Here is a 20,374-nt window from a genome sequence, read left to right as displayed (position 1 = left end):
CCCGTAAGATGGAGGATCGTGCCTAGACATGCCAAGGGGTCCGGAGGTCGGGCCGAGCTGTCGCGCGGGATCGGCGGAGAGCCGCCCGCGCACCCGAGGCATGCCCACGCGCTGCGGCGGCGCACCGGTCTACGCCGTGCGGGTGTCGCCGGGCTGGCCGCCGTGCTGTTCGTCGGGTCCGGGGCGGCCTTCGCGTACAGCGAGATCCAGGGCAACGTCGACCGTCACGACATCTCTCATCTGCTCGGCGACTCCGCCACTGCCGGCGGCGAGCCCGAACCGATCGACCAGAAGGCCGGCCAGCCGATCAACCTGCTCGTCATGGGGTCCGACGTCCGGGCGGGCGACAGTGACGTCGACGGCGCGGGCGCAGCGGGCGAGGTTCAAGGCATGCGGTCGGACACGACGATGATCGCCCACATCTCCGCCGACCGCTCCCGGGTGGAGGTCCTGTCGATCCCGCGCGACACGCTGGTCGACGTGCCCGCCTGCACGCTTCCCGACGGCAGCACGACCACGCCGCACGAGGACGCCATGTTCAACTCCGCGTTCCAGACGGGTGGGCAGACCGGTGACGTCGGCGCGGCGGCGGCCTGCACCATCCGGACGGTCCAGGACCTGACCGGCATCGTCATCGACGACTTCGTCGTCGTGGACTTCGCCGGGTTCAAGAACGTCGTCGACGCTCTCGACGGCGTGCCGCTCTACTTCGACAAGCCGATCGACGACCCCTACGCGCAGCTGCGGGTGGCCGCCGGCTGCCAGGTGCTCGACGGCACGGAGGCGCTCGGGGTCGCCCGCGCGCGCAAGACCGTCGGCGACGGCTCGGACATCTCCCGCATCGGACGTCAGCAGGAGCTCGTGGCCGCGATCGCCCGGGAGGCGCTCGGCAAGAACCTGCTGACGGACCTGCCGGCGCTTTACCAGTTCCTCGACGCCGCGACCTCCACCCTGACGACGGGGCCGTACATCGGCGGCCTGCCGACCATGGCGGGCCTCGCCAACTCGCTGCGCGGCCTCGAGCCGGGCGCGATCAGCTTCGCGACCATGCCGTTCGACTGGGCAGGTCCGCGAGTGGTCCCGTCCGCCGACGCCGAGGCGATGTGGGAGAACATCAAGGCCGACCGCCCCATCGACGCCGCGATCACCGGCACCGGCGAGGCGCCCGCCCCCGAGCCGACCGAGACGGCCACCGAGACGCCGTCCGAGCAACCCACGGAGGACACCACCGACGACGGCGTCGTCACCGCGGCTCCCTCCCCCGAGCCGACCGTCCCGGTGTGCACCAAGTGAAGGAAGCTCTCGGATGAGCGACGACGAGCCGAGGAAGCTGCCACCGAGTTTCCGCCCGGTCTCCGGCGGCAGCCGGCCCGATCCTCGCACCGCACGCCCCGTCGGCGCCGGCGACCGCGCCGCGCCGGCCCATCCACGACGCAGTGGCCGGGCCGGCAGGGCCGCGGCGACGCCCGGTGAGGCGCCGGGTCCCGCCGGCGATGCCGCCCGGCATGAACAGCACCACCAGGATGAACAGCACGCCGAGGATGAACGCGGGCTCGCTGAGGGGGACGTGCAGGATCGTGGGGAGCGACTCGACCAGGTCGGAGCCGGCGAGGACGCTGAGCCGCTGGTCGAGGAGGGTGTAGACGACGGCGCCGACCACCGCTCCCCAGCGCGACCCGACCCCGCCGAGCACCACCATGATGAGCGCCTGGATCGTGAAGTCGGCGGAGGTGATGGTGGGCACCGCCTGGGACTGCAGCAGCAGGTAGACCATGCCGACGACCGCCGCGAGCGTGCCGGCGATGACGAACGTGAGCAGGCGGATGAGGTACGGCGGCTGCCCGATGACCCGCACGCGCATCTCGTTCTCGCGGGTCGCCTCGACCACGTGCCCGGCCCGGGAGCGCTGGACCCACGTGACGACGACGTAGACCACCACGAGACTCGCCAGCGCGACCCAGAACATGTTGCGGGTGTTGACCACGCCGACCAGCGCGCCGGGGACGTTCGCCGTCGCCAGGCCGATGCCCTCCTCGCCGCCGGTGACGCCCTGGGGGTTGCGGCGGGCCAGCACGTTGCCGGCCTGCGCGAACGCGAGGGTCACCATCGCGAAGGAGACGCCGGAGACCCGCAGCGACACGGCGCCCACCACGGTGGCCAGCAGGATCGCGGCGCCCAGCGCGACGGCAGCGGCCACCAGCAGCGGCATGTCGGTGCGGTCCAGCAGGACAGCGAGCCCGTAGGCGCCGGCCGCGAAGTACAGGGCGTGGCCGAAGCTGAGCATGCCGGCGACGCCGTAGAGCAGGTGGTAGCTCAGCGCGAGGGCCGCGAAGACCATGCACAGCGCCATCAGGTGCAGGCTGCCCGGCATGTACGTCGGCCCGGGCAGGACCCCCGGCAGAGGCAGGTTCAGCAGCGGCAGGCACGCCACCACGGCGACGGCGACGGCGCCGATCAGCCAGCCGGGCACGCGCCGGCGCCCGCGGACGGGCGCCGGGGACGCCTCGGGAACCGTGGCGGCCCGCTCGGCCGCGGGGCGCTCGGTGGAGGTGGGGGAGGTCATGCTGCTTTCGCTCCCATCAGGCCGGTCGGGCGGACGAGCAGGACGACGGCGAGCGCGAGGACCGCGATGAGGTCGCCGTAGCCCCAGTAGTAGTTGGCGAGCTGCTGCGGGACCGCGACCACCACCGCGGCGACGGCGGCGCCCCCGAGGGAACCGAGGCCGCCGATGACGGTGACGATGAAGGCGAAGATCAGCAGGGTCTGGCCCAGGTGCGCGGAGACGTAGCCGTTGTACTGGGAGGCGAGCACGCCGCCCAGGCCGGCGGCCGCACCGCCGATGGAGAAGACGAGCGTGAACGACCGGCGCACGTCGATGCCCAGCGCCGTGACCGGTCGACGTCGTCGGCCCGGAAGGCCTGGACCGGTTCGGCGCCCGCGACCCGCGGAGGCGCCCCCGCCGTCCCGGGGAGGCCCAGCGTCCACCGGGCCAGGTCGTGCACGAAGGCCGGCACCAGGGCGCCGTCGACCCTGATGCCGTGGTTCGCGCCCTCGTAGTAGCGGAGGGTGAGGTCCTCGTTCCCCGCGAGCTCGAGGTCCTCCATGAGCGCCTCGGCGCCCTGCACGATCGGCATGGACGCGTCCCCGGTGCCGTAGACCATCAGGACGGGCTGGGTCATCCGCTGCTGGTACGGACGCACGTCGAAGTCGAAGTACTCGAAGCCGCCGCCGGGGAACGCACCCCCGACCAGGCGCGGGATCGCGCGGAGCAGCCGGCCCGGCACGCCGACCTCGCGCAGGTAGGAGTCCGCGGCGAGCGCCCCCTGCTGCCGGATCGGCAGCACGGGCGCGGAGACGAGCACCACGAAGGCGACGTCGTCGTCGAGCACGGCGGCGATGGGCGCGGACATCGCGCCCTCGCTCTCCCCGTACACGCCCACCCTGGCCGGGTCGACGCCGGGCCGGTCCCGCAGCACCGCGAAGGAGTCCAGGTAGTCCTCGGCCATGCCGGCGTAGTCGCGGGAGCGGGTGGAGTAGGTGTCGGCGCGTTTGTCCGGGACCATCGTGACGACCCCGGCGCTGGCCAGGGCCGTGGTGATCTCGCCGAAGTTCTCGTGGGTCGCGGTTCCCGCGCCGTGCATGAACAGCATGCCCGGCCGGCCCTCGGGTGCGCCGACCGGCGAGGCGATGGTCGCCCGCACCGTGACGCCGTCCTCGACCCGGACGTCGACGACCTCGCGCGCGACGTCGTACGTGCCGACGGGGGCCGTGAGCGCGTCGGAGCCGATGGTCGTGTCCGGCGACTCGGGGACGAGGGTGTGCTCGAGCGGCTGGGGGTTCCATCCCGGTCCCGCCACCGAGCCGATCAGACCGAGGAGGAGCACCAGCACGATGCTGGCGGCCAGCCTGCGGTATCTCACCGGGTCAGGTTAGTTCCTCGCCCGTGCGCGGCCCGTGCGCATCGTGGTGGCACGGCGCACACGGGGGTCAGAACCCGAGTCGCTGGAGCAGCTTGGGGTCACGCTGCCAGTCCTTGGCCACCCGCACGTGCAGGTCGAGGTAGACCCGCGCGCCGAGGAGCGCCTCGATGCCCTTGCGGGCGCGGGTGCCGACGTCCCGGAGCCGGGAGCCGCCCCTGCCGATGACGATGGCCTTCTGCGAGGAGCGCTCCACGTACAGGTTGACGTGGACGTCGAGCATCGGGGGGCGCTGGTCGCCCTCCTCCCGTGGGCGTTCGGTGATCTCCTCGACCACCACCGCGAGGGAGTGCGGCAGTTCGTCGCGCACGCCCTCCAGGGCCGCCTCGCGCACGAGCTCGGCGATCATGACGTTCTCCGGCTCGTCCGTGAGCTCGCCCTCGGGGTACAGCGGCGGGCCGACCGGCATGTGCTCGAGGAGAACGTCCGTGAGCACGTCGACCTGCTCGTCCTTCACCGCCGAGACCGGCACGATCGCCGACCACTCGCCCAGCTTGTCGACGGCGAGCAGGTGCTCGGCGAGCCGCTCCCGCGAGACCTTGTCCGCCTTGGTGGCGACGGCGACCACGGGGGGTGCGCTGCTGCGAGAGCTCGCGGGCGATGAAGGTGTCCCCGGGGCCGATCTTCTCGTCCGCGGGCAGGCAGAAGACGATGGCGTCGACCTCCGCGAGCGTCTCGCGCACGAGGTCGTTGAGCCGCTGCCCGAGCAGCGTGCGCGGCCGGTGCAGACCCGGCGTGTCCACGAGCACGAGCTGGCCGTCGGCACGGTGGACGATCCCGCGGACCACGTGCCGGGTGGTCTGCGGCCGGCCGGAGGTGATGGCGATCTTCTCGCCGACCAGGGCGTTCGTCAGCGTGGACTTGCCCGCGTTGGGGCGGCCCACCAGGCAGGCGAAGCGGCCCGGAAGTCCTCGGGCCATCCGCCCGCGGGGATGAGGCCCTCCAGCGCGTTCGGGCCTGCGGTGAGCTCGTCGTCGGACGGGAACTTCATGGCTGCTCCTGGGTCTCGTCTTCCTCGGCGCCCGGGAGGCGAGCAGGGTCGAGACCCGGCGACGCCGGCCCTCGGACCGCTCGGCGACCAGGTGGATGCCGAGGACGTCCACGGCGGCCCCGGGCAGGGGAACCTTGCCCAGGGCCTTGGCGAGCAGGCCCCCGGCGGAGTCGACGTCGTCGTCGTCGATCTCCAGGCCGAAGAGGTCTCCGAGCTCGTCGATGGGGAAGCGGGCGGGAACCCGCACGGTGCCGTCGCCGAGGTGCTCGACCTCGGGCTCGGCGCGGTCGTGCTCGTCGACCATCTCGCCGACGAGCTCCTCCAGGAGGTCCTCGATCGTCACCAGGCCGGCGATGCCGCCGTACTCGTCCACCACCATGGCGATGTGCACGCTGCCGGCCTGCATCTCGCGCATCAGGTCGTCGACCAGCTTGGTCTCCGGCACGAAGGTCGGCTCCCGCATGACGTCCGCGACCGTCAGGCCCTCGGTGTCGTTGCGGCGGTGCACGCGGCGCATGACGTCCTTGAGGTACAGGACGCCGCGCAGGTCGTCGGTGGACTCGCCGACGACGGGGACGCGGGAGTACCCGGACCTGGTGAACAGGGTGATCGCCCGGCCGAGCGGCTCGTCGGCGTCGATCGTGACCATGTCGGTGCGCGGGACCATGACCTCGCGGGTGAGCGTGCGGCCGAGCTCGAACACCGACTGGAGCAGCTCGCGCTCGTCGTCCTCGATCTGCTCGGACTCGCTGACCCGGTCGACCATGTCGCGCAGGTCCCCCTCGCGTTCCTCACGCACCTCGGTCGCGGTCCGGGCGGGCCGCGGGGAGACCGCCTGCCACACGCGGGCGGCGACACCGCCGAACGCGGCGAGCACGTTCATCACCGGGGCGAGCGTCGACAGGACGCGGGCCGGGTTGCGCCGCCCCAGCCGGCGCGGGCTCACCCCCACGACGATGGCGACGACGAACGCCGTCACGGCGACGGCGACGAGGAGCACCTGCCACCACACGCCGAGGAGGTCGGCGACGGCGAGCGTGAGGCAGACCGCCGCGGTCATGTCGGCGAGCACCCGCACGAACGCGACCGCGCCGAGGGCGTCGTGGCGCCGGTCGAGGAGGCGGCCGACGGCGTCGGGACGTCCCCGCCCCTCGGCGGCCAGGTCCGCGACCGCGGCCCGGGTGACCCGGTGGAGGGCGGCCTCCCCCGCGCTGAGGGTCGCGCCGACGGTCAGGCTGAGCACGGCGAGGACCACCAGCCACCACTCGGGGACGTCGTCGATCATGCCCTCCACACGGCCCCCTAGCGCCCGGCGAGGAAGGTCAGGAGGAGCCGGCGCTGCAGGCCGAACATCTCCTTCTCCTCCTCGGGCTCGGCGTGGTCGTAGCCGAGCAGGTGCAGGATGCCGTGGGTCGTGAGCAGCAGCAGCTCCTCCACCGTGGAGTGGCCGGCGGCGCGGGCCTGCTCGGCGGCGACGTCGGGGCACAGCACGATGTCGCCGAGCGTGCCCTCGACCGGCTCCTCCCCGGCTCGGCCGGGGCGCAGCTCGTCCATCGGGAACGAGAGCACGTCCGTGGGGCCGGGCTCGTCCATCCAGCGCTCGTGCAGCTCGGACATCACGTCGGTGGTGACGAACAGGATGGAGAGCTCGGCCTGGGGGTGGACGCGCATCTCCTCGAGCACGTACCGGGCGAGCGCGGCGAACTCCTCGCCGTCGACCTCGTAGCCGGACTCGTTGGCGACCTCGGTGCTCATCGGCTCTCCCCCCGGTTCTCCCGCCGCCCGCCGGGGTGGCGGGGCCTGTTCTCGTGGGACCGCGCGGCAGCGTCCCAGCGCTCGTACGCGTCGATGATCTCGCCCACGAGGTGGTGGCGCACGACGTCGGCGCTGGTCAGGCGGCAGAACGTGACGTCGTCGATGTCGGTGAGGATCTCCTGCACCACGCGCAGCCCGGACCTGGTCCCGGTGGGCAGGTCGACCTGGGTCACGTCGCCGGTCACCACGACCTTGGAGTTGAAGCCGAGCCGGGTGAGGAACATCTTCATCTGCTCGGGCGAGGTGTTCTGGGCCTCGTCGAGGATGATGAAGGCGTCGTTGAGGGTTCGTCCGCGCATGTACGCCAGCGGGGCGACCTCGATGGTCCCCGCGGCCATGAGCTTGGGGATCGACTCCGGGTCCAGCATGTCGTGCAGCGCGTCGTAGAGCGGCCGCAGGTAGGGGTCGATCTTGTCGTTGAGGGTGCCGGGGAGGTAGCCGAGCCGCTCCCCCGCCTCCACGGCGGGGCGGGTCAGCACGATCCGGTTGACCTGCTTGGACTGCAGGGCGTTGACCGCCTTGGCCATGGCCAGGTAGGTCTTGCCGGTGCCGGCGGGTCCGATGCCGAAGACGATCGTGGAGCCGTCGATGGCGTCGACGTAACGCTTCTGCCCGACGGTCTTGGGCCGGATGGTCCTGCCGCGCGAGGACAGGATGTTGGTGGTCATCACCTCGGCGGGCCGCTCGACGGCCTGGCCGCGCAGCATGGTGATGGCGCGGCCGACGGCGTCGGCGGTCAGCGGCTGCCCGACGCCCGCGACGGTGGCCAGCTCCTCGACGAGCCGCTCCGCCAGGGTGACGTCTCCGGTGGGGCCGGTCAGGGTCACGACGTTGCCGCGCACGTGCACGTCCACGCCGGGGAAGCCGCCCTCGACGGCACGGAGAACCTCGTCGCGCTGGCCGAGCAGGACGACCATCGGCACGGACTCGGGGACGGTGACCTGGCGCTGGACCTGGCCGATGGGAAGCTCGGTGTCGTCCGGTTCAGGGATCTGCGACATGGTGGCGGGCGCGGGGCCCTCGTTCTCCTCGGTGGATCGGTCGCGGCACGGCACGGTCGTGCCGCACCGGCTTGCAGGATATCGGCACCCCGCGGTGCGCGCGCAGCCCGGGCTCAGCCCCAGCGGCCGAGCCGCTGGGACAGGACGGCGAGGGCGGCGGGCCCGGCGGTCGAGGTGCGCAGGACGTGGGGCCCGAGAAGGACCGGCTGCGCGCCGGCGGCCGCCAGGGCGGCGACCTCCTCGTCAGTGATGCCGCCCTCCGGCCCGACGACGACGGCCACGTCCGCGGGTCCGGCCAGTCCCGTCCCGTCGCCGGGACGGGCGGGCAACGGCGCCGGCGCGGGTGCGGGAACGGCAGCGGGCCGACCCAGCGCGCGGTCGTACGCGGCGAGCAGGTGCGGGACCGAGTGCTCCCACGAGAAGCGCGTGACGAACCGGGTACGACCGATCTCACCCATGAGGGCCCGGCGTCCGGGGGAGTCGAGCAGCTCCGCGATGCACGAGGCCAGGGAGCCCGCGTCGTTGGGCCGGGCGTACAGGCTCGCCTCCCCGGCGGAGACGCGCCCCTCGGCCAGGTCGAACTGCACCACGGCCTTCCCGAGCGCCATGTACTCCATGATCTTGTTCATCGTGGAGATGTCGTTCATGCTGTTGGCCTCGTCGGGGTTGACGCAGATGTCCGCCGTGGCCAGGAGGGCGCCGAGGTCCTCGTCGCTGATCCGTCCCAGGAACGTCACGTTCTCCTGCAGGCCCAGCTCCTCCACGCGCGCCACCAGGCGGTCGAACTCCGGCCCGGAGCCGGCCAGCGAGAACTGGATGTCACGCCGTCCACGTCCGTTGACGAGGAGGTCCGCGGCGTCCAGGAGGTAGTCGATGCCCTCCTGGATCCCCATCACACCGACGTAGGCCACCAGATGACGCTTGCCGCGGCGCAGGGCCACGTCCTCACGGGCTCCGGAGAACCGGGCCACCGTCGGCGCGGACCGGACGACGAAGACGTCCTCGGGCGCCATCCCGCCGCGCTCGACCGCGATCCGCCGGTAGCTCTCGTTCGTGGCGATCGACACGTCGGCCGTCGCGAACGTCCACCGCTCGAGGCGCTCCATCAGCCGGACCAGGAGGCTCCCCGGCTCCCTGCCCTTGGCCACCATGAGCTCCGGGCACGCGTCGTGGTGGTCGAACACGAACCTGGTTCGCCCGAACAGCCTGAAGGGCTGGGCGACCAGGAAGAGCAGGTCGGGCGGGTTGCAGGCCTGGATGACGTCGAGGCGCCCGGCCCGGTGCACCTTGAGCGCGAGAGCGAGCTGCGAGGCGAGCGCGAGCGGGTACTCCACCAGGTACCCGAGGGAACGCCGCGCCTCGAAGGAGCTCGCGTAGCGGTAGATGTTCACACCGTCGAGCACCTCGTGGGCCTGCGGGTGCTGCGCCGAGCGCGGGCAGATTACGTTGACGTCGTAGCCCGCGGCCTGCAGGGTCCGCGCCTCCTGCCACACCCGCTTGTCGAACGGCACGGCCAGGTTCTCCACGAGGATCAGCACGCGCGGGGCACGGTCCGGCTCACGCCGCCGTCCGCCCCAGGACCCGCCCGGCTCCGCCCGGTGACGGCGACGTGGCCTCACCATGTCAGTCCCACGTAGTTGGTGGCCCCGTTGTGGGGTCGGGCGACGCCGCACAGGTCCAGCACGGTCTGCTCCGTCCGTGACTCGTCGGCCACCCGCGAGTAGGCCGGGTTGTTCTGCGTGACCACGATCACGTCGGCGTCGTCCGTCACCCGCCCGAAGTCGTCGTCGAGGTGCTCGGCGATGTGCGGGAGGACGCTCAGCACGTACGCCCGGTTGGCGCCGATGAGCTTGCGCAGGTTGACGTGCTCGTCGTGGATCCGCACGTCGTAGCCCTTGCCGAGCAGGCGCTCGGCAAGCTCGAGGGAGGGGCTCTCGCGCAGGTCGTCCGTGCCTGCCTTGAAGGCGAGCCCCAGGATGGCCACGCTCTTGGCGCCGACGGCCTCGATCTTCCCGAGGGCCAGGTCGAGGTGGGCCCGGTTGCTCGGCAGGATCGACTCGAGGACGGGCACGCTGGCCCCGTTGCGCCGAGCGCGGTAGGTGAGGGTGCGCAGGTCCTTGGGCAGGCACGAACCGCCGAACGCGAACCCGGGGGTGAGGTAGCGGCTAGAGATGTTCAGCCTGGTGTCGGACTTGAAGATCGCCATCACCGCGTGGCTGTCCACCCCGTGCGCCTCCGCGACACGCCCGATCTCGTTGGCGAACGCCACCTTGAGCGCGTGCCAGGAGTTGTCGGTGAACTTCACCATCTCCGCGACGGCGATCGACGTCCGGGTGACCTCGCCGGCGAACGGCCGGTAGAGCGACGCCGCCACCTTGGCCGAGCGGTCGTCGTCGGCCCCGATCACCGTCTTCGGGGGCGAGAGGAAGTCGGCGACGGCGGTTCCCTCGCGCAGGAACTCGGGCGAGAACGCCACGCCGAAGTCCACGCCGGCGCGCCGGCCGGAGGTCCGCTCGAGCAGCGGCACGAGGTCGCCCTCGACCGTGCCCGGCGGGACCGTCGAGGTGATGAGGACGAGGCGCCAGGTGTCGTCCTCGGCGATCGCGGCACCGACGTTGCCGATGACCTTGAACACGTCGTCGAGGTGGACGTCACCGTTGCGGCCCGACGGCGTGCCGACCGTGACCAGCACCACGTCGGCCCACCGCACCGTGCCCGGGCCGTCGGTGGTGGCGCTGAGGCGGCCGCGCTCGACGTTGTTCTCGACGAGCTCGCTCAGGCCCAGCTCGCTGACGGGACTGACGCTGCTGTTGACCTGCTCCACCTTGATGGTGCTGACGTCCACCCCGACGACGGTGTGCCCGCTCTCCGCGAGGCAGGCGGCCGTCACCGTGCCGACGTAACCCAGGCCGACAATCGCGACTCTCATGGCATCTCCCCCAGGTCTTTCCGAGGTCGGGCTCCGTCGTCGGCGCCCGTGTGATGCGATCCATCAGACCGCCGGTGGCCCAATCTCCGATGGCCGTCCGGAGATGATCGTGGGGCGGCCGAGGGGGGTGGTTCGGGGTGAGGGGGCGTGCCTCAAGTCCCAACCGGGGGGCTAGGGAGCCCGTGGCGCAGGGTGGAGCGTCCGTCCGCTGCAGCACCGGGCCGGCTCGCTGCGACTTACGCGTGGTCGTCGATGTGGCTAAGATGTACAGGTTGCCTCGGCGAGGGACGCCGGACGGGCTTGCGGCCCACTCGGGCGCTGCACGGAAATGTGCGCGTTCCCCGGATCCGTGATCGACGCGGTGGTGCCTCGTCGCGCCGTCCGTACGGTGTCCCACGCTGAGGCCCACCGCCCACTGAGAAGCACCGTCCAAGGAGAACCCCCGTGGCCGACAACGCCAAGCTGACCGCAACCCCCCGCACCGAGTTCGGCAAGGGCGCGGCCCGCCGTACCCGCCGCGCTGGCCTCATCCCGGCCGTGCTCTACGGGCACGGCGCCGAGCCGCAGCACCTCGCGCTGCCCTCGCACGACACCTTCCTGGCCGTGAAGGACCATGCGAACGCGCTGGTCACCCTGGACATCGAGGGCACGGAGCAGACGGCGCTCGTCAAGGACATCCAGCGCGACCCGGTCAAGCGCCACATCGAGCACCTCGACCTGGTCCTCGTGCGCGCCGGCGAGAAGGTCACCGTCGAGGTCCCCGTCCACGTCGAGGGCGAGTCGGCCCCCGGCACCATCCACCAGGTCGAGCTCATGACCCTCACGGTCACCGTGCCCGCCACCCGGATCCCCGAGGCCGTCACGGTCCCGATCGAGGGCCTGGAGGACGGTGCGATCGTCCGCGTCGCGGACATCCCGCGCCCGAGCGACGCCGCCATCGAGGACGACCCCGAGTCCGTCGTCGTCGTCATCTCCGTCCCGCGCGTGAGCGCCGAGGACATCGAGGCCGACGAGGCCGCCGCGGAGGCCGGTGCCGCCGCGGGCGCCGAGCCGTCCGAGGCCTGATCCACCAGTCCGTACCACCGTCGCGCCAGGCCACGCCTGGGCGCGACGTGCATGTGGGGCCGTCGCTCTGCCGCGGGGGCCCGGAGGAGGAGCAGCATGGGGCCGTGGCTCGTCGTCGGGCTGGGCAACCCCGGTCCGCAGTACGCCGGCAACCGTCACAACGTGGGGCAGATGGTCCTCGACGTGCTCGCCGGCCGGATGAACGGGTCCTTCACCACCCACAAGGCCCGCGCCCAGGTGCTCGACGGCCGCGTCGGCTTCGCACCGGGCGGAGCGCCCGGCCCCCGGGCGATCCTCGCCAAGCCCGCCTCGTACATGAACGTCTCCGGCGGCCCGGTCGGAGCCCTGGCGAAGTTCTACGACGTGCCGGCCGAGCGGGTGCTCGTCGTCCACGACGAGCTCGACCTCCCGGCGGACACGCTGCGGCTCAAGCTCGGCGGCGGAGAGGGCGGCCACAACGGGCTGCGGTCCATCTCGTCCGCGCTCGGGACGAAGAACTACCTGCGCCTGCGCGTCGGCATCGGCCGCCCGCCGGGACGGACGGACCCCGCGGACTACGTGCTGCGGGACTTCTCCGCCGTCGAGCGCCCGGGCCTGGCCGTGACGCTCGAGGAGGCCGCCGACGCCGTCGAGGAGGTTCTCCAGCTCGGGCTCGAGAAGGCGCAGCTGCGGCTCCACACCGCCTGAGCGGGGGCCACCCCCGGCTCACCCCGGACCGTGGCGCGACTTCACCCCCGCCGTCCCCGCAGCGGGTGACCTCCGCACCGGACACTCGATCGCGCGGCACGAGGCCGCGTGCGCGTCCCGGGCCGGTTCCGGGGCCCCGGCGGGAGGAACGGTCCATGGTGCGACAAGGACGACGGTCGCCGCGGGGACGACGGCGGCACCGGCCGACCGTCATCGACGCGGCCGGCAGGCTCGCCCTGGCGGCGACGGCCACCCTGGCCCTCGCTCTGGGTGTGGCCCAGCCCGCGGGCGCGGACACGGCCGACCCGACGGTCGAGACCCCGACGTCGGCCCCGACGGTCGAGACCCCGACGGTCGAGACCCCGACGGCAGCAGCGCCTCCGGCCGTGGCCGGCTCGGAGCCCGCGGCCGCAGTCGCCGTCGAGGGCGGCTCCGGGACCGTCGTGGCGCCCAACTTCGCCGCCACGGCCGGTCCGGAGGCCCCCGAGGTCGTCGCCGCGAGCCTGTGGTGGCGCTGGACCGCGCCGTCCGCGGGCACGTACCGCTTCCACACCCACGGCAGCGAGCTGGACACCGTGCTCACCGTCTACACCGGGCAGGTGGGCGCCGCCGGAGAGTTTGACGGCCTCACGAAGCTCCGCACCGACGACGACGCCGGCAGCGTCGTCACCTCCGACCTCACCTTCCCGGCGAAGGCCGGCGAGACCTACGTGCTTCAGGTGGCGGCGAAGAACGGCGACGCCGGGCTCGTCACCCTCGGGTGGACCACGCAGACGCCCCCGGCTCCTCGCGGCCGCGCAGCCGGGCCCTCAGCCGGTCCGGCGCAGCACGCCCAGGAGCCCACCGACCCGGCGTCCGTCGTCGCCGGGCCGTCGGCGGCGGCGCTCGCCGCCGCGGACGGTCTCCCGATCTCCGTCAACACCGGCGAGAAGCCGCAGTCGAAGATCTGGAGCCACGACGGCACCTGGTGGGCGGTGCTGGCCTCGACCTCGGTGTCTCCGGCCGGGACCTGGCTGTGGCGCTACGACGCCGGCGGCTGGACGAACGTCCTGCGTCTCACCTCCGACGCGACCCTCCGCGCGGACACCAAGCGCGTCGGCGACGTCACGCACATCATGCTGCACGGCCCTTCGCCCGTCCTCGTCTCCGTCGAGTACGACGCCGCCACGAAGACGTACAAACCGTGGACCAGGCGGCCCACGGCCACGCCCGTGTCGCTGTCCGGCAGCGAGACCGCCACCATCGACGTCGACTCCAGGGGGCGGATGTGGCTGGCGTCCGACAGCCGGACGAGCGTGGAGGTCCGCTACGCCGACGCCCCCTACACCTCCTTCTCCTCCCGGGTCGTGCTCGCCTCCAACATCACGGAGGACGACATCGCCGTCGTCACTGCGATGCCGGGCGGGCGGATCGGGGTGCTCTGGTCCAACCAGGCGACCGAGCGTTTCGGCTTCCGCATCCACGCCGACGGTGCAGCGCCGTCGACGTGGGGGAGCGACGAGGTGCCGGCGAGCCAGTCCGCCCGGAACGTCGGCGACGGGATGGCCGACGACCACCTCAACGTCGCCGTCGCGTCGGACGGGACGCTGTACGCGGCCGTCAAGACGTCCTACAACCGGTCCGACCAGCCCGTCGTCGGTCTGCTCGTGCGGCGGCCGACCGGCACGTGGGACAACCTCCGGGAGGTCGACGACATCGGCACCCGCGGCATCGTCCAGCTCGACGAGTCCACCGGAACCCTCCGGGTGCTCTACACCGAGAGCACCAACTACGACGACATCCTCATGAAGGCGGCCTCCGTGCGGGACCTCGCGTTCCCCGACTCGGCCACGACCGTGATGGACGGCAACTTCAACAACGTCACCAGCACCAGGGAGAACGTCGGCGGCGGGCTCATGGTCATGGCGTCCTCCGTCACCGAGGCGCACTCCACCCTGCTCGGAGGAGCCCCGGTGCCCGATCCGGAGCCCGATCCCGACCCCGAACCGGGACCGGTTCCCTCGGGCGGGGTGCGCGGGCGGTGGCTGCTGGACGAGGGGGCGGGGACGACGGCGGCCGACTCTTCGGGCCTGGGCAACCACGGGAGGGCGCAGGGCACGGTGGCGTGGGGCCCGGGGCGCACGGGGTCCTCGCTGGTGCTCGACGGGTCGAGCGGATACGTCCAGGTCCCGGACTCCGGCTCTCTCGACGTCTCCGGCGCGATGACGGTCGCGGCATGGGTGCGTCCGCAGGCCCTGGCGACGCAGTACGTGGTGAAGAAGGCGACGAACGGGACGCGGGACGGGTTCGAGCTGTCGCTGTCGAGCTCGGGAGCCGGATTCTTCCGGCTGAACGAGGACACCGCGGGCGACCGGTACCGGGTGAACGCCACGTCGGCGCACACGCTGGGCGCCTGGGTGCATCTCGCCGGCACCTACGACGGGACGACCATGCGGTTCTACGTGAACGGCGTGCAGCAGGGATCGGTGGCCGGCCCGTCGTCGGTCGCGGTGAACTCCCTGCCTCTCGGCATCGGTGCGGAGCCGGGCGGGTACCGCAAGCTCCGCGGAGGGCTGGACGAGGTGCACCTGTACGACCGGGCGCTGACCGCGGAGGAGATCACCGCCCTCGCGGGCGGGTAGGGCGGGCAAGGATCGGAGCGCGACCGCTCGCCCGGGCGAGCGTCCGCAGACGGGCGGAACGGCAGGAGGGCGGGCCGGCGCGCGCGACGTCGGCCGTGCGGAGTGTCCTGTCGAGTAAGTTCTTCGGGTGGGGTGCAACTTCCTGGGCACGGCCAGGCCGACCGCCGGTCGTCGCCGGCGGACGTCGACGGGCTGTTCCGCGTCGGCGAGGTGCCTCCCGTGAGCATGGGTGGGATGCACGGAGGGATGGGGGGCCCGGGCGGCTACGGGCGCACGCTGCGGCAGGACTCCTCCGTCAAGGACCACCGCCTCACGCCCGGCACCACCCGGCGCGTGCTCGGCTACGCGCGGCCCTACCGGTTCCAGATCGCCTGGTTCCTGCTCCTGGTCGTGGTGGCGGCCCTGCTGGTCGTGGCCACCCCGCTTCTGCTCCAGCGCATCATCGACGACGGCGTGGCCCACGGTGACCGCCGCCTGGTCGTCGTCCTCGCCTCCCTGGTCGCGCTGGTCGCCGTCGGGGAGGCGGTGCTCACGCTGGTCCAGCGGTGGTTCTCCGCACGCATCGGCGAGGGGCTCATCTACGACCTGCGCACGGACGTCTTCGCGCACGTTCAGCGCCAGTCGGTCGCGTTCTTCACGCGCAGCCAGACGGGCTCGCTCGTCACGCGGCTGAACTCCGACGTCATCGGCGCCCAGCGTGCCTTCACCTCGACGCTGTCGGGCGTGGTCTCGAACGTCATCTCGGTGATCGTCGTCCTGGCGACGATGCTCGCCCTGTCGTGGGAGATCACCCTCATGGCACTGACGGTCGTGCCGCTGCTGCTGCTGCCCGCGCGGCGGGTGGGCCGCCGCCTCGCCGCGCTCAACCGGCGCGGCATGGAGCTGAACGCGGAGCTCGGCAACCGGATGACCGAGCGGTTCAACGTGGGAGGGGCGCTCCTCGTCAAGCTCTTCGGCACACCGGTTCGCGAGGACGCCGAGTTCGCCGAGCGGGCCGCCGCGGTCCGGGACATCGGCATCCGAACCGCGATGAGCAGCCGGGTCTTCTTCGCGGCACTCGGCGCGATGGCGTCGCTCGCCACCGCGCTGGTCTACGGCGTCGGAGGTCTGCTGGCGATCGACGGGGCCGTCACGGTGGGGACGCTCGTCGCGTTCGCCGGGCTGCTCGGCCGGCTGTACGGGCCGGTGACCGCGCTCAGCAACGTCCAGGTGGACGTGATGAGCGCCCTGGTGAGCTTCGAGCGTGTCTTCGAGGTGCTCGACCTCCGGCCGTTGATCAGCGACGCCCCCGACGCCGTCGACCTGCCCGAGGGGCCGCTCGCGGTCGAGCTGGAGGACGTGCACTTCTCCTACCCGGGCGCCGAGCAGGTGTCGCTCGCCTCCCTGGAGGGTCTGCCGACGACCGGCACCCAGACGGTCCGTGGCGGTCGGCCCGAGGGCGACGGCCGGTCGGACGGTGGACCGGGACCCGGAGGGACGCGCCCGGCCCTTCGCCGTCCCGACGAGGAGGTCCTCAGGGGCATCTCGCTGCGCGTCCCGCCCGGTTCCATGCTCGCCCTCGTCGGCCCGTCCGGAGCCGGCAAGACCACTCTGTCCACCATGGTGGCCCGGCTGTACGACCCCTCCTCCGGTGTCGTCCGCGTCGGCGGTCTGGACCTTCGCCGGGTCCGGCAGGCCAGCCTCCACGCGGCGGTGGGCGTGGTGACGCAGGACGCCCACCTCTTCCACGACACCGTGCGCGCGAACCTGCTCTACGCCCGGCCCGGCGCCACGGACGAGGAGCTGTTCGCCGCGTTGCGCGCCGCCCACGTCGAGCCGCTCGTGCGGCGCCTGCCGGACGGCCTGGAGACCGTGGTCGGCGACCGCGGTCACCGGCTCTCCGGCGGGGAGAAGCAGCGCGTCGCCATCGCCCGCCTCCTGCTGCGCTCGCCCCGCGTCGTCGTCCTCGACGAGGCGACGGCGCACCTGGACTCCGAGTCCGAGGCCGCCGTCCAGCTCGCCCTCGACACGGCGATGGAGGGCCGAACCTCCATCGTCATCGCGCACCGGCTCTCCACCGTGCGCAAGGCGGACTCGATCGCCGTCGTCGACTCCGGCCGGGTGGTCGAGCAGGGCACCCACGAGGAACTGATCGCCCTCGGCGGGCTCTACGCCGAGCTCTACACGACCCAGTTCCAGCCGCAGGACAGAGCCCGCACCTGACGGCCGGTTGTGGGCGCTGGCCCGCAGAAAGCCGCTGCGGCACCAGACGTGCCCCACCCGATTTTCCCCACCCTTCCCAGGCCGTCGCTTTCACCCGGGGTTCATCCAGGACGAGCTGCCACGCGCGTGGACGCCTTGCTGTGCTTCTTCCTCCCAACGGAGGTCACGAGGGAGTCCACATGACGAGGCACGCCCGCTTCCGGGTCCTGCACGTCGTCGAGAGCTACGGCGGCGGGGTCGCCAGCGCGATCGACGCGTATGTCGCCGCGACGCCCGAGCTGGAGCACCACATCCTGAGGAGGAGACGTGAGGGCTCGCTCGCCGGCGACGCGAGTGCCGCGACGTTCGCCTCGGTGACGGATCTGCCCGGCGGCCCTCAGGCGGTTCTCGCCGTGAGGCGCGCGCTGGCCGTGGTGAGGCCGGCGGTCCTGCACGCGCACTCGAGCCGTGCGGGTGTGTACGCACGCCTCGCCGTCCGGGACGGGCGGCACGTGAGGATCGTGTACACGCCTCACTGCTTCGCGTTCGAGCGGCGCAACATCTCGCTGCTCGTCCGAACGTGCTGCTATGTCGTCGAGCGTTCCCTCGCGCTCAACACGGGGGGTTGTCGCCGGCTGCTCACGTCATGAGGCCGCCATCGGCCGGAGATGGCTCGGAGAGGGCCGCGCGGTCTTCGTGCCGAACGTCGCGCAGGTCGGGCACGTCGACCGCCGCCGCACCCTGCAGCCGGCGCGGCCGCCGCTGGTGGTCGGGATGGGAAGGGTGTGCGCGCAGAAGGACCCGGCCTGGTTCGCCGACGCGGTGGGCAGCCTCCGCCCGTCGGCACCCGACCTGCGATTCCTGTGGATCGGCGGTGGGGCGCCCGGTGACGAGCGTGTGCTCCGCCGGACCGGCGTCGAGCTGACGGGCTGGTGCGATCGCACGGTCGGCCTGGAGACCCTGGCCCGCGCGGACTGCTACCTCCACTCCGCCGCCTGGGAGGGCTTCCCCATGACGGTGCTGGAGGCCGTGGGGCTGGGCGTCCCTGTGGTCGTCCGGAGGCTTCCGTCGGAGCCCGGCACTCCTGCCGTCGCGACGGCCGCGGACCCGGCGCACGCCGCCCGACTCGTCCACGGTGTTCTCACCGACGGCGACCGCCGGCGGGCGAACCTCGCCGCCTGGCGCGCGTTCCTCCAGGAGAACGAGAGAGGTACTCAGAGCGAGCGGCTGGCGCTCGCGTACGGAACAGGGCAGCGGGCCGGCCGGACGCAGGTGCGTCCACGGTCGCTCGCCGTTGCCGTCACCGAAGGACTCGAGCAGGGGCTTCGCGCGGTGTCGCTCCTGTCCGGGGGAGCAGGGAGCGGGAGACGATGGATCTGAACCGATATGTCGAGCTGCTGCGGAGGCGGCGGATCACGGTGGTGGTGCTCGCGCTGGCGGGCCTGCTGGCAGCAGCGGCGTTGACGCTGACGTCCGTGCCCGCGCAGACGGCCTCCACACGGCTGTACTTCTCCGTGGCGGAACCGGGCACGGTGGCGGAGCTGAACGAGGGGTCCGCCTACACGACCAGTCAGATGAGCTCGTACGCCGAGATCGCGACGTCGCCGATCGTGCTCGACCGGGTGGCCGAGGACATCGGCCCGCGCACCACCTCCGAGGAGCTCGCGGGAGCGGTGGCAGCGTCGATCCCCGAAGGCACTGCCATCGTGGAGATCACGGCGACCGCCGATGACGCTGCGACGGCGGCGAACATCGCCAACGCGGTGGCACGCCACCTCTCGGCCACCGTCTCGGAGCTCGGCTCGGACGGTACCGACGGCGCCGGCGCCATGCGGGCGACCGTGATCGCCGAGGCGGAGGCACCTGAGGGCGCCGCCTCACCGCCGCTGATCCGGAACATGGTGCTCGGTCTGCTCGTCGGTCTGGTGCTCGGCATCGGCGTCGCAGTGCTCCGGGAGGTGCTGGAGACGCGCATCCGTGACGGGGAGGACGTCTCCACCCTCACCGACCTGCCCGTGCTGGGCGTCCTGGAGCACGACAGGTCCGTGGCGACGCGCCCGGTCTTCGCGCAGGACGAGCGTCCGAGCGGGGTCACCGAGTCTGTCCGCCGGCTGCGGACGAACCTGCAGCTGGTCCATCGCGCCGACCCGCCGCGGTCGATCCTGCTGACCTCGGCGGTCGCGGGGGAGGGGAAGACCACGACGGCGGTCAACCTCGCGGTCTCGCTCGCCGAGACCGCAGATCGCGTGCTGCTGGTTGACGCGGACCTGCGCGAACCCGCTGTTGCCCGGCACCTGGGAATCCGGGGGGACGAGGGCCTGGCCGACGTGCTCGAGGGGCGGGCCGACCCGGACGAGGTCGTGAAGCGCTGCCCCGGCACGACGCTGGACGTCATGCCCGGCGGGCTGACCGACCGCCCGACCGAGCTCCTGGCGTCACCGGCGATGGTGGCGCTGATGGAAGCCATGAGCAGCCAGTACGACGTGGTGGTGCTCGACGGCCCCCCCGTTGCTCCCCGTCGCCGACGGCGTGCTGCTGAGCGAGGTCGCCGGAGGAACGTTGCTGGTCGTCGGCGCCGGTGTGGCGCGGCGGCGGCAGCTGCGTCGGGCGCTCGAGACGCTTAGGACCGTCGACGCACGTGTGCTCGGCATCACCCTTACCGGGGTGCGATGGAGGGATCTGCAGCTCGTGCACGCCACGCCGCGGTCCGGCGGTTCGGCGCGCGGCGGCGGACGGCGAAGGCACGTGCCGGCTGACGACGCGGTCAGCTAGAGTCCCCGGCCGGGACGTTGGTGACACGGGCCGTGTGGGACACACGGGCCAGGGTTGATTGAACGAGGGAGGGCCTCCGGGGTGGGGGTGTGGCTCGTCCAGAGTCCGCACCCACCGGAGGTCCTCGGATCCCCGTAACGCCCGTCTGACCTTCCACGGCCGAACGGCGGGCGCTCGAGCTGCGCCGGCACACCCGTTACGAGCGCGCCCGGCCCGGGGTGGCACTCCCTGCGCGAGGTCGTCGCCGAGCTCGGCGCCAGGCAGATCATCAAGCCGCAGTGCCCCTGGCAGACCGGGAAGGTCGAAAGACTCAACCACGCACTGCAGAGCGAGGG

12 protein-coding genes and 6 pseudogenes are annotated in these 20,374 nt (G+C 72.6%); 9 read left to right on the top strand and 9 right to left on the bottom strand.

The window, feature by feature from the left end:
- Window positions 1–18: 18 nt before the first annotated feature.
- Window positions 19–1,293 carry an LCP family protein gene (locus DA06_RS00915; RefSeq protein WP_418606707.1) on the top strand — a complete coding sequence of 425 codons (1,275 nt, stop codon included), beginning with the start codon at window positions 19–21 and terminating at the stop codon, window positions 1,291–1,293.
- On the opposite strand, the gene DA06_RS00910 is transcribed toward DA06_RS00915, so the two are convergent.
- The 9 genes and pseudogenes from DA06_RS00910 to DA06_RS00870 form a co-directional block, all read right to left on the bottom strand.
- On the bottom strand, window positions 1,244–2,563 hold the full coding sequence (locus tag DA06_RS00910; RefSeq protein ID WP_418606706.1) for a branched-chain amino acid ABC transporter permease: 1,320 nt from the start codon (window positions 2,561–2,563) through the stop codon (window positions 1,244–1,246). The genes DA06_RS00915 and DA06_RS00910 overlap by 50 nt on opposite strands.
- Window positions 2,560–2,901, bottom strand: a pseudogene (locus DA06_RS00905) (ABC transporter permease subunit); the annotation flags it as partial. The gene DA06_RS00910 and the pseudogene DA06_RS00905, both read right to left, overlap by 4 nt.
- A gap of 1,086 nt (window positions 2,902–3,987) precedes the next feature.
- Window positions 3,988–4,897: pseudogene (gene era / locus DA06_RS00900) on the bottom strand (GTPase Era).
- Window positions 4,898–5,041: 144 nt separating this feature from the next.
- A pseudogene (locus DA06_RS00895) lies at window positions 5,042–6,253 on the bottom strand (hemolysin family protein); the annotation flags it as partial.
- A 17-nt stretch (window positions 6,254–6,270) separates the two neighbouring features.
- Window positions 6,271–6,723 carry an rRNA maturation RNase YbeY gene (ybeY, locus tag DA06_RS00890; RefSeq protein ID WP_043496679.1) on the bottom strand — a complete coding sequence of 151 codons (453 nt, stop codon included), beginning with the start codon at window positions 6,721–6,723 and terminating at the stop codon, window positions 6,271–6,273.
- The gene (locus tag DA06_RS00885) at window positions 6,720–7,784 is read right to left on the bottom strand and encodes a PhoH family protein (protein ID WP_043496680.1); all 1,065 of its coding nucleotides are present in this window, start codon (window positions 7,782–7,784) and stop codon (window positions 6,720–6,722) included. The genes ybeY and DA06_RS00885 overlap by 4 nt, the downstream gene beginning before the upstream one ends.
- Before the next feature lie 113 nt (window positions 7,785–7,897).
- Window positions 7,898–8,071, bottom strand: a pseudogene (locus DA06_RS00880) (RsmE family RNA methyltransferase); the annotation flags it as partial.
- A 114-nt stretch (window positions 8,072–8,185) separates the two neighbouring features.
- Window positions 8,186–9,406, bottom strand: a pseudogene (locus DA06_RS00875) (glycosyltransferase family 4 protein); the annotation flags it as partial.
- Complete coding sequence (locus DA06_RS00870; RefSeq protein ID WP_043496657.1) at window positions 9,400–10,713, bottom strand: nucleotide sugar dehydrogenase; 1,314 nt, start codon at window positions 10,711–10,713, stop codon at window positions 9,400–9,402. The pseudogene DA06_RS00875 and the gene DA06_RS00870, both read right to left, overlap by 7 nt.
- A gap of 444 nt (window positions 10,714–11,157) precedes the next feature.
- On the opposite strand from DA06_RS00870, the gene DA06_RS00865 reads away from it, so the two are divergent.
- From DA06_RS00865 to DA06_RS00830, 8 genes and pseudogenes are all read left to right on the top strand, one after another.
- On the top strand, window positions 11,158–11,778 hold the full coding sequence (locus tag DA06_RS00865; protein ID WP_043496651.1) for a 50S ribosomal protein L25/general stress protein Ctc: 621 nt from the start codon (window positions 11,158–11,160) through the stop codon (window positions 11,776–11,778).
- Between the two features lie 96 nt (window positions 11,779–11,874).
- Window positions 11,875–12,465: an aminoacyl-tRNA hydrolase gene (gene pth / locus DA06_RS00860; RefSeq protein WP_043496650.1), complete on the top strand. Its 591-nt coding sequence runs from the start codon at window positions 11,875–11,877 to the stop codon at window positions 12,463–12,465.
- A gap of 155 nt (window positions 12,466–12,620) precedes the next feature.
- Window positions 12,621–15,086, top strand: a complete 2,466-nt coding sequence (locus DA06_RS00855; RefSeq protein ID WP_052436196.1) for a LamG domain-containing protein — start codon at window positions 12,621–12,623, stop codon at window positions 15,084–15,086.
- 225 nt (window positions 15,087–15,311) lie between these two features.
- Complete coding sequence (locus DA06_RS00850) at window positions 15,312–17,288, top strand: ABC transporter ATP-binding protein (RefSeq protein ID WP_418608300.1); 1,977 nt, start codon at window positions 15,312–15,314, stop codon at window positions 17,286–17,288.
- 179 nt (window positions 17,289–17,467) lie between these two features.
- The gene (locus DA06_RS00845) at window positions 17,468–17,917 is read left to right on the top strand and encodes a glycosyltransferase (RefSeq protein ID WP_043496649.1); all 450 of its coding nucleotides are present in this window, start codon (window positions 17,468–17,470) and stop codon (window positions 17,915–17,917) included.
- A 46-nt stretch (window positions 17,918–17,963) separates the two neighbouring features.
- Window positions 17,964–18,647 carry a glycosyltransferase gene (locus DA06_RS00840; RefSeq protein WP_052436195.1) on the top strand — a complete coding sequence of 228 codons (684 nt, stop codon included), beginning with the start codon at window positions 17,964–17,966 and terminating at the stop codon, window positions 18,645–18,647.
- Window positions 18,638–19,891, top strand: a complete 1,254-nt coding sequence (locus DA06_RS00835; RefSeq protein ID WP_418606705.1) for an AAA family ATPase — start codon at window positions 18,638–18,640, stop codon at window positions 19,889–19,891. Before DA06_RS00840 ends, DA06_RS00835 begins: the two co-directional genes overlap by 10 nt.
- A 370-nt stretch (window positions 19,892–20,261) precedes the next feature.
- A pseudogene (locus DA06_RS00830) lies at window positions 20,262–20,372 on the top strand (IS481 family transposase); the annotation flags it as partial.
- Window positions 20,373–20,374 lie beyond the last annotated feature (2 nt).

Origin of the sequence: Georgenia sp. SUBG003, from assembly GCF_000715355.2 — a bacterium.
Classification (GTDB): Bacteria; Actinomycetota; Actinomycetes; order Actinomycetales; family Actinomycetaceae; genus Georgenia.
Note: the sequence above shows the minus strand (reverse complement) of the source record. Positions and strands in the feature narration are given on the sequence as shown.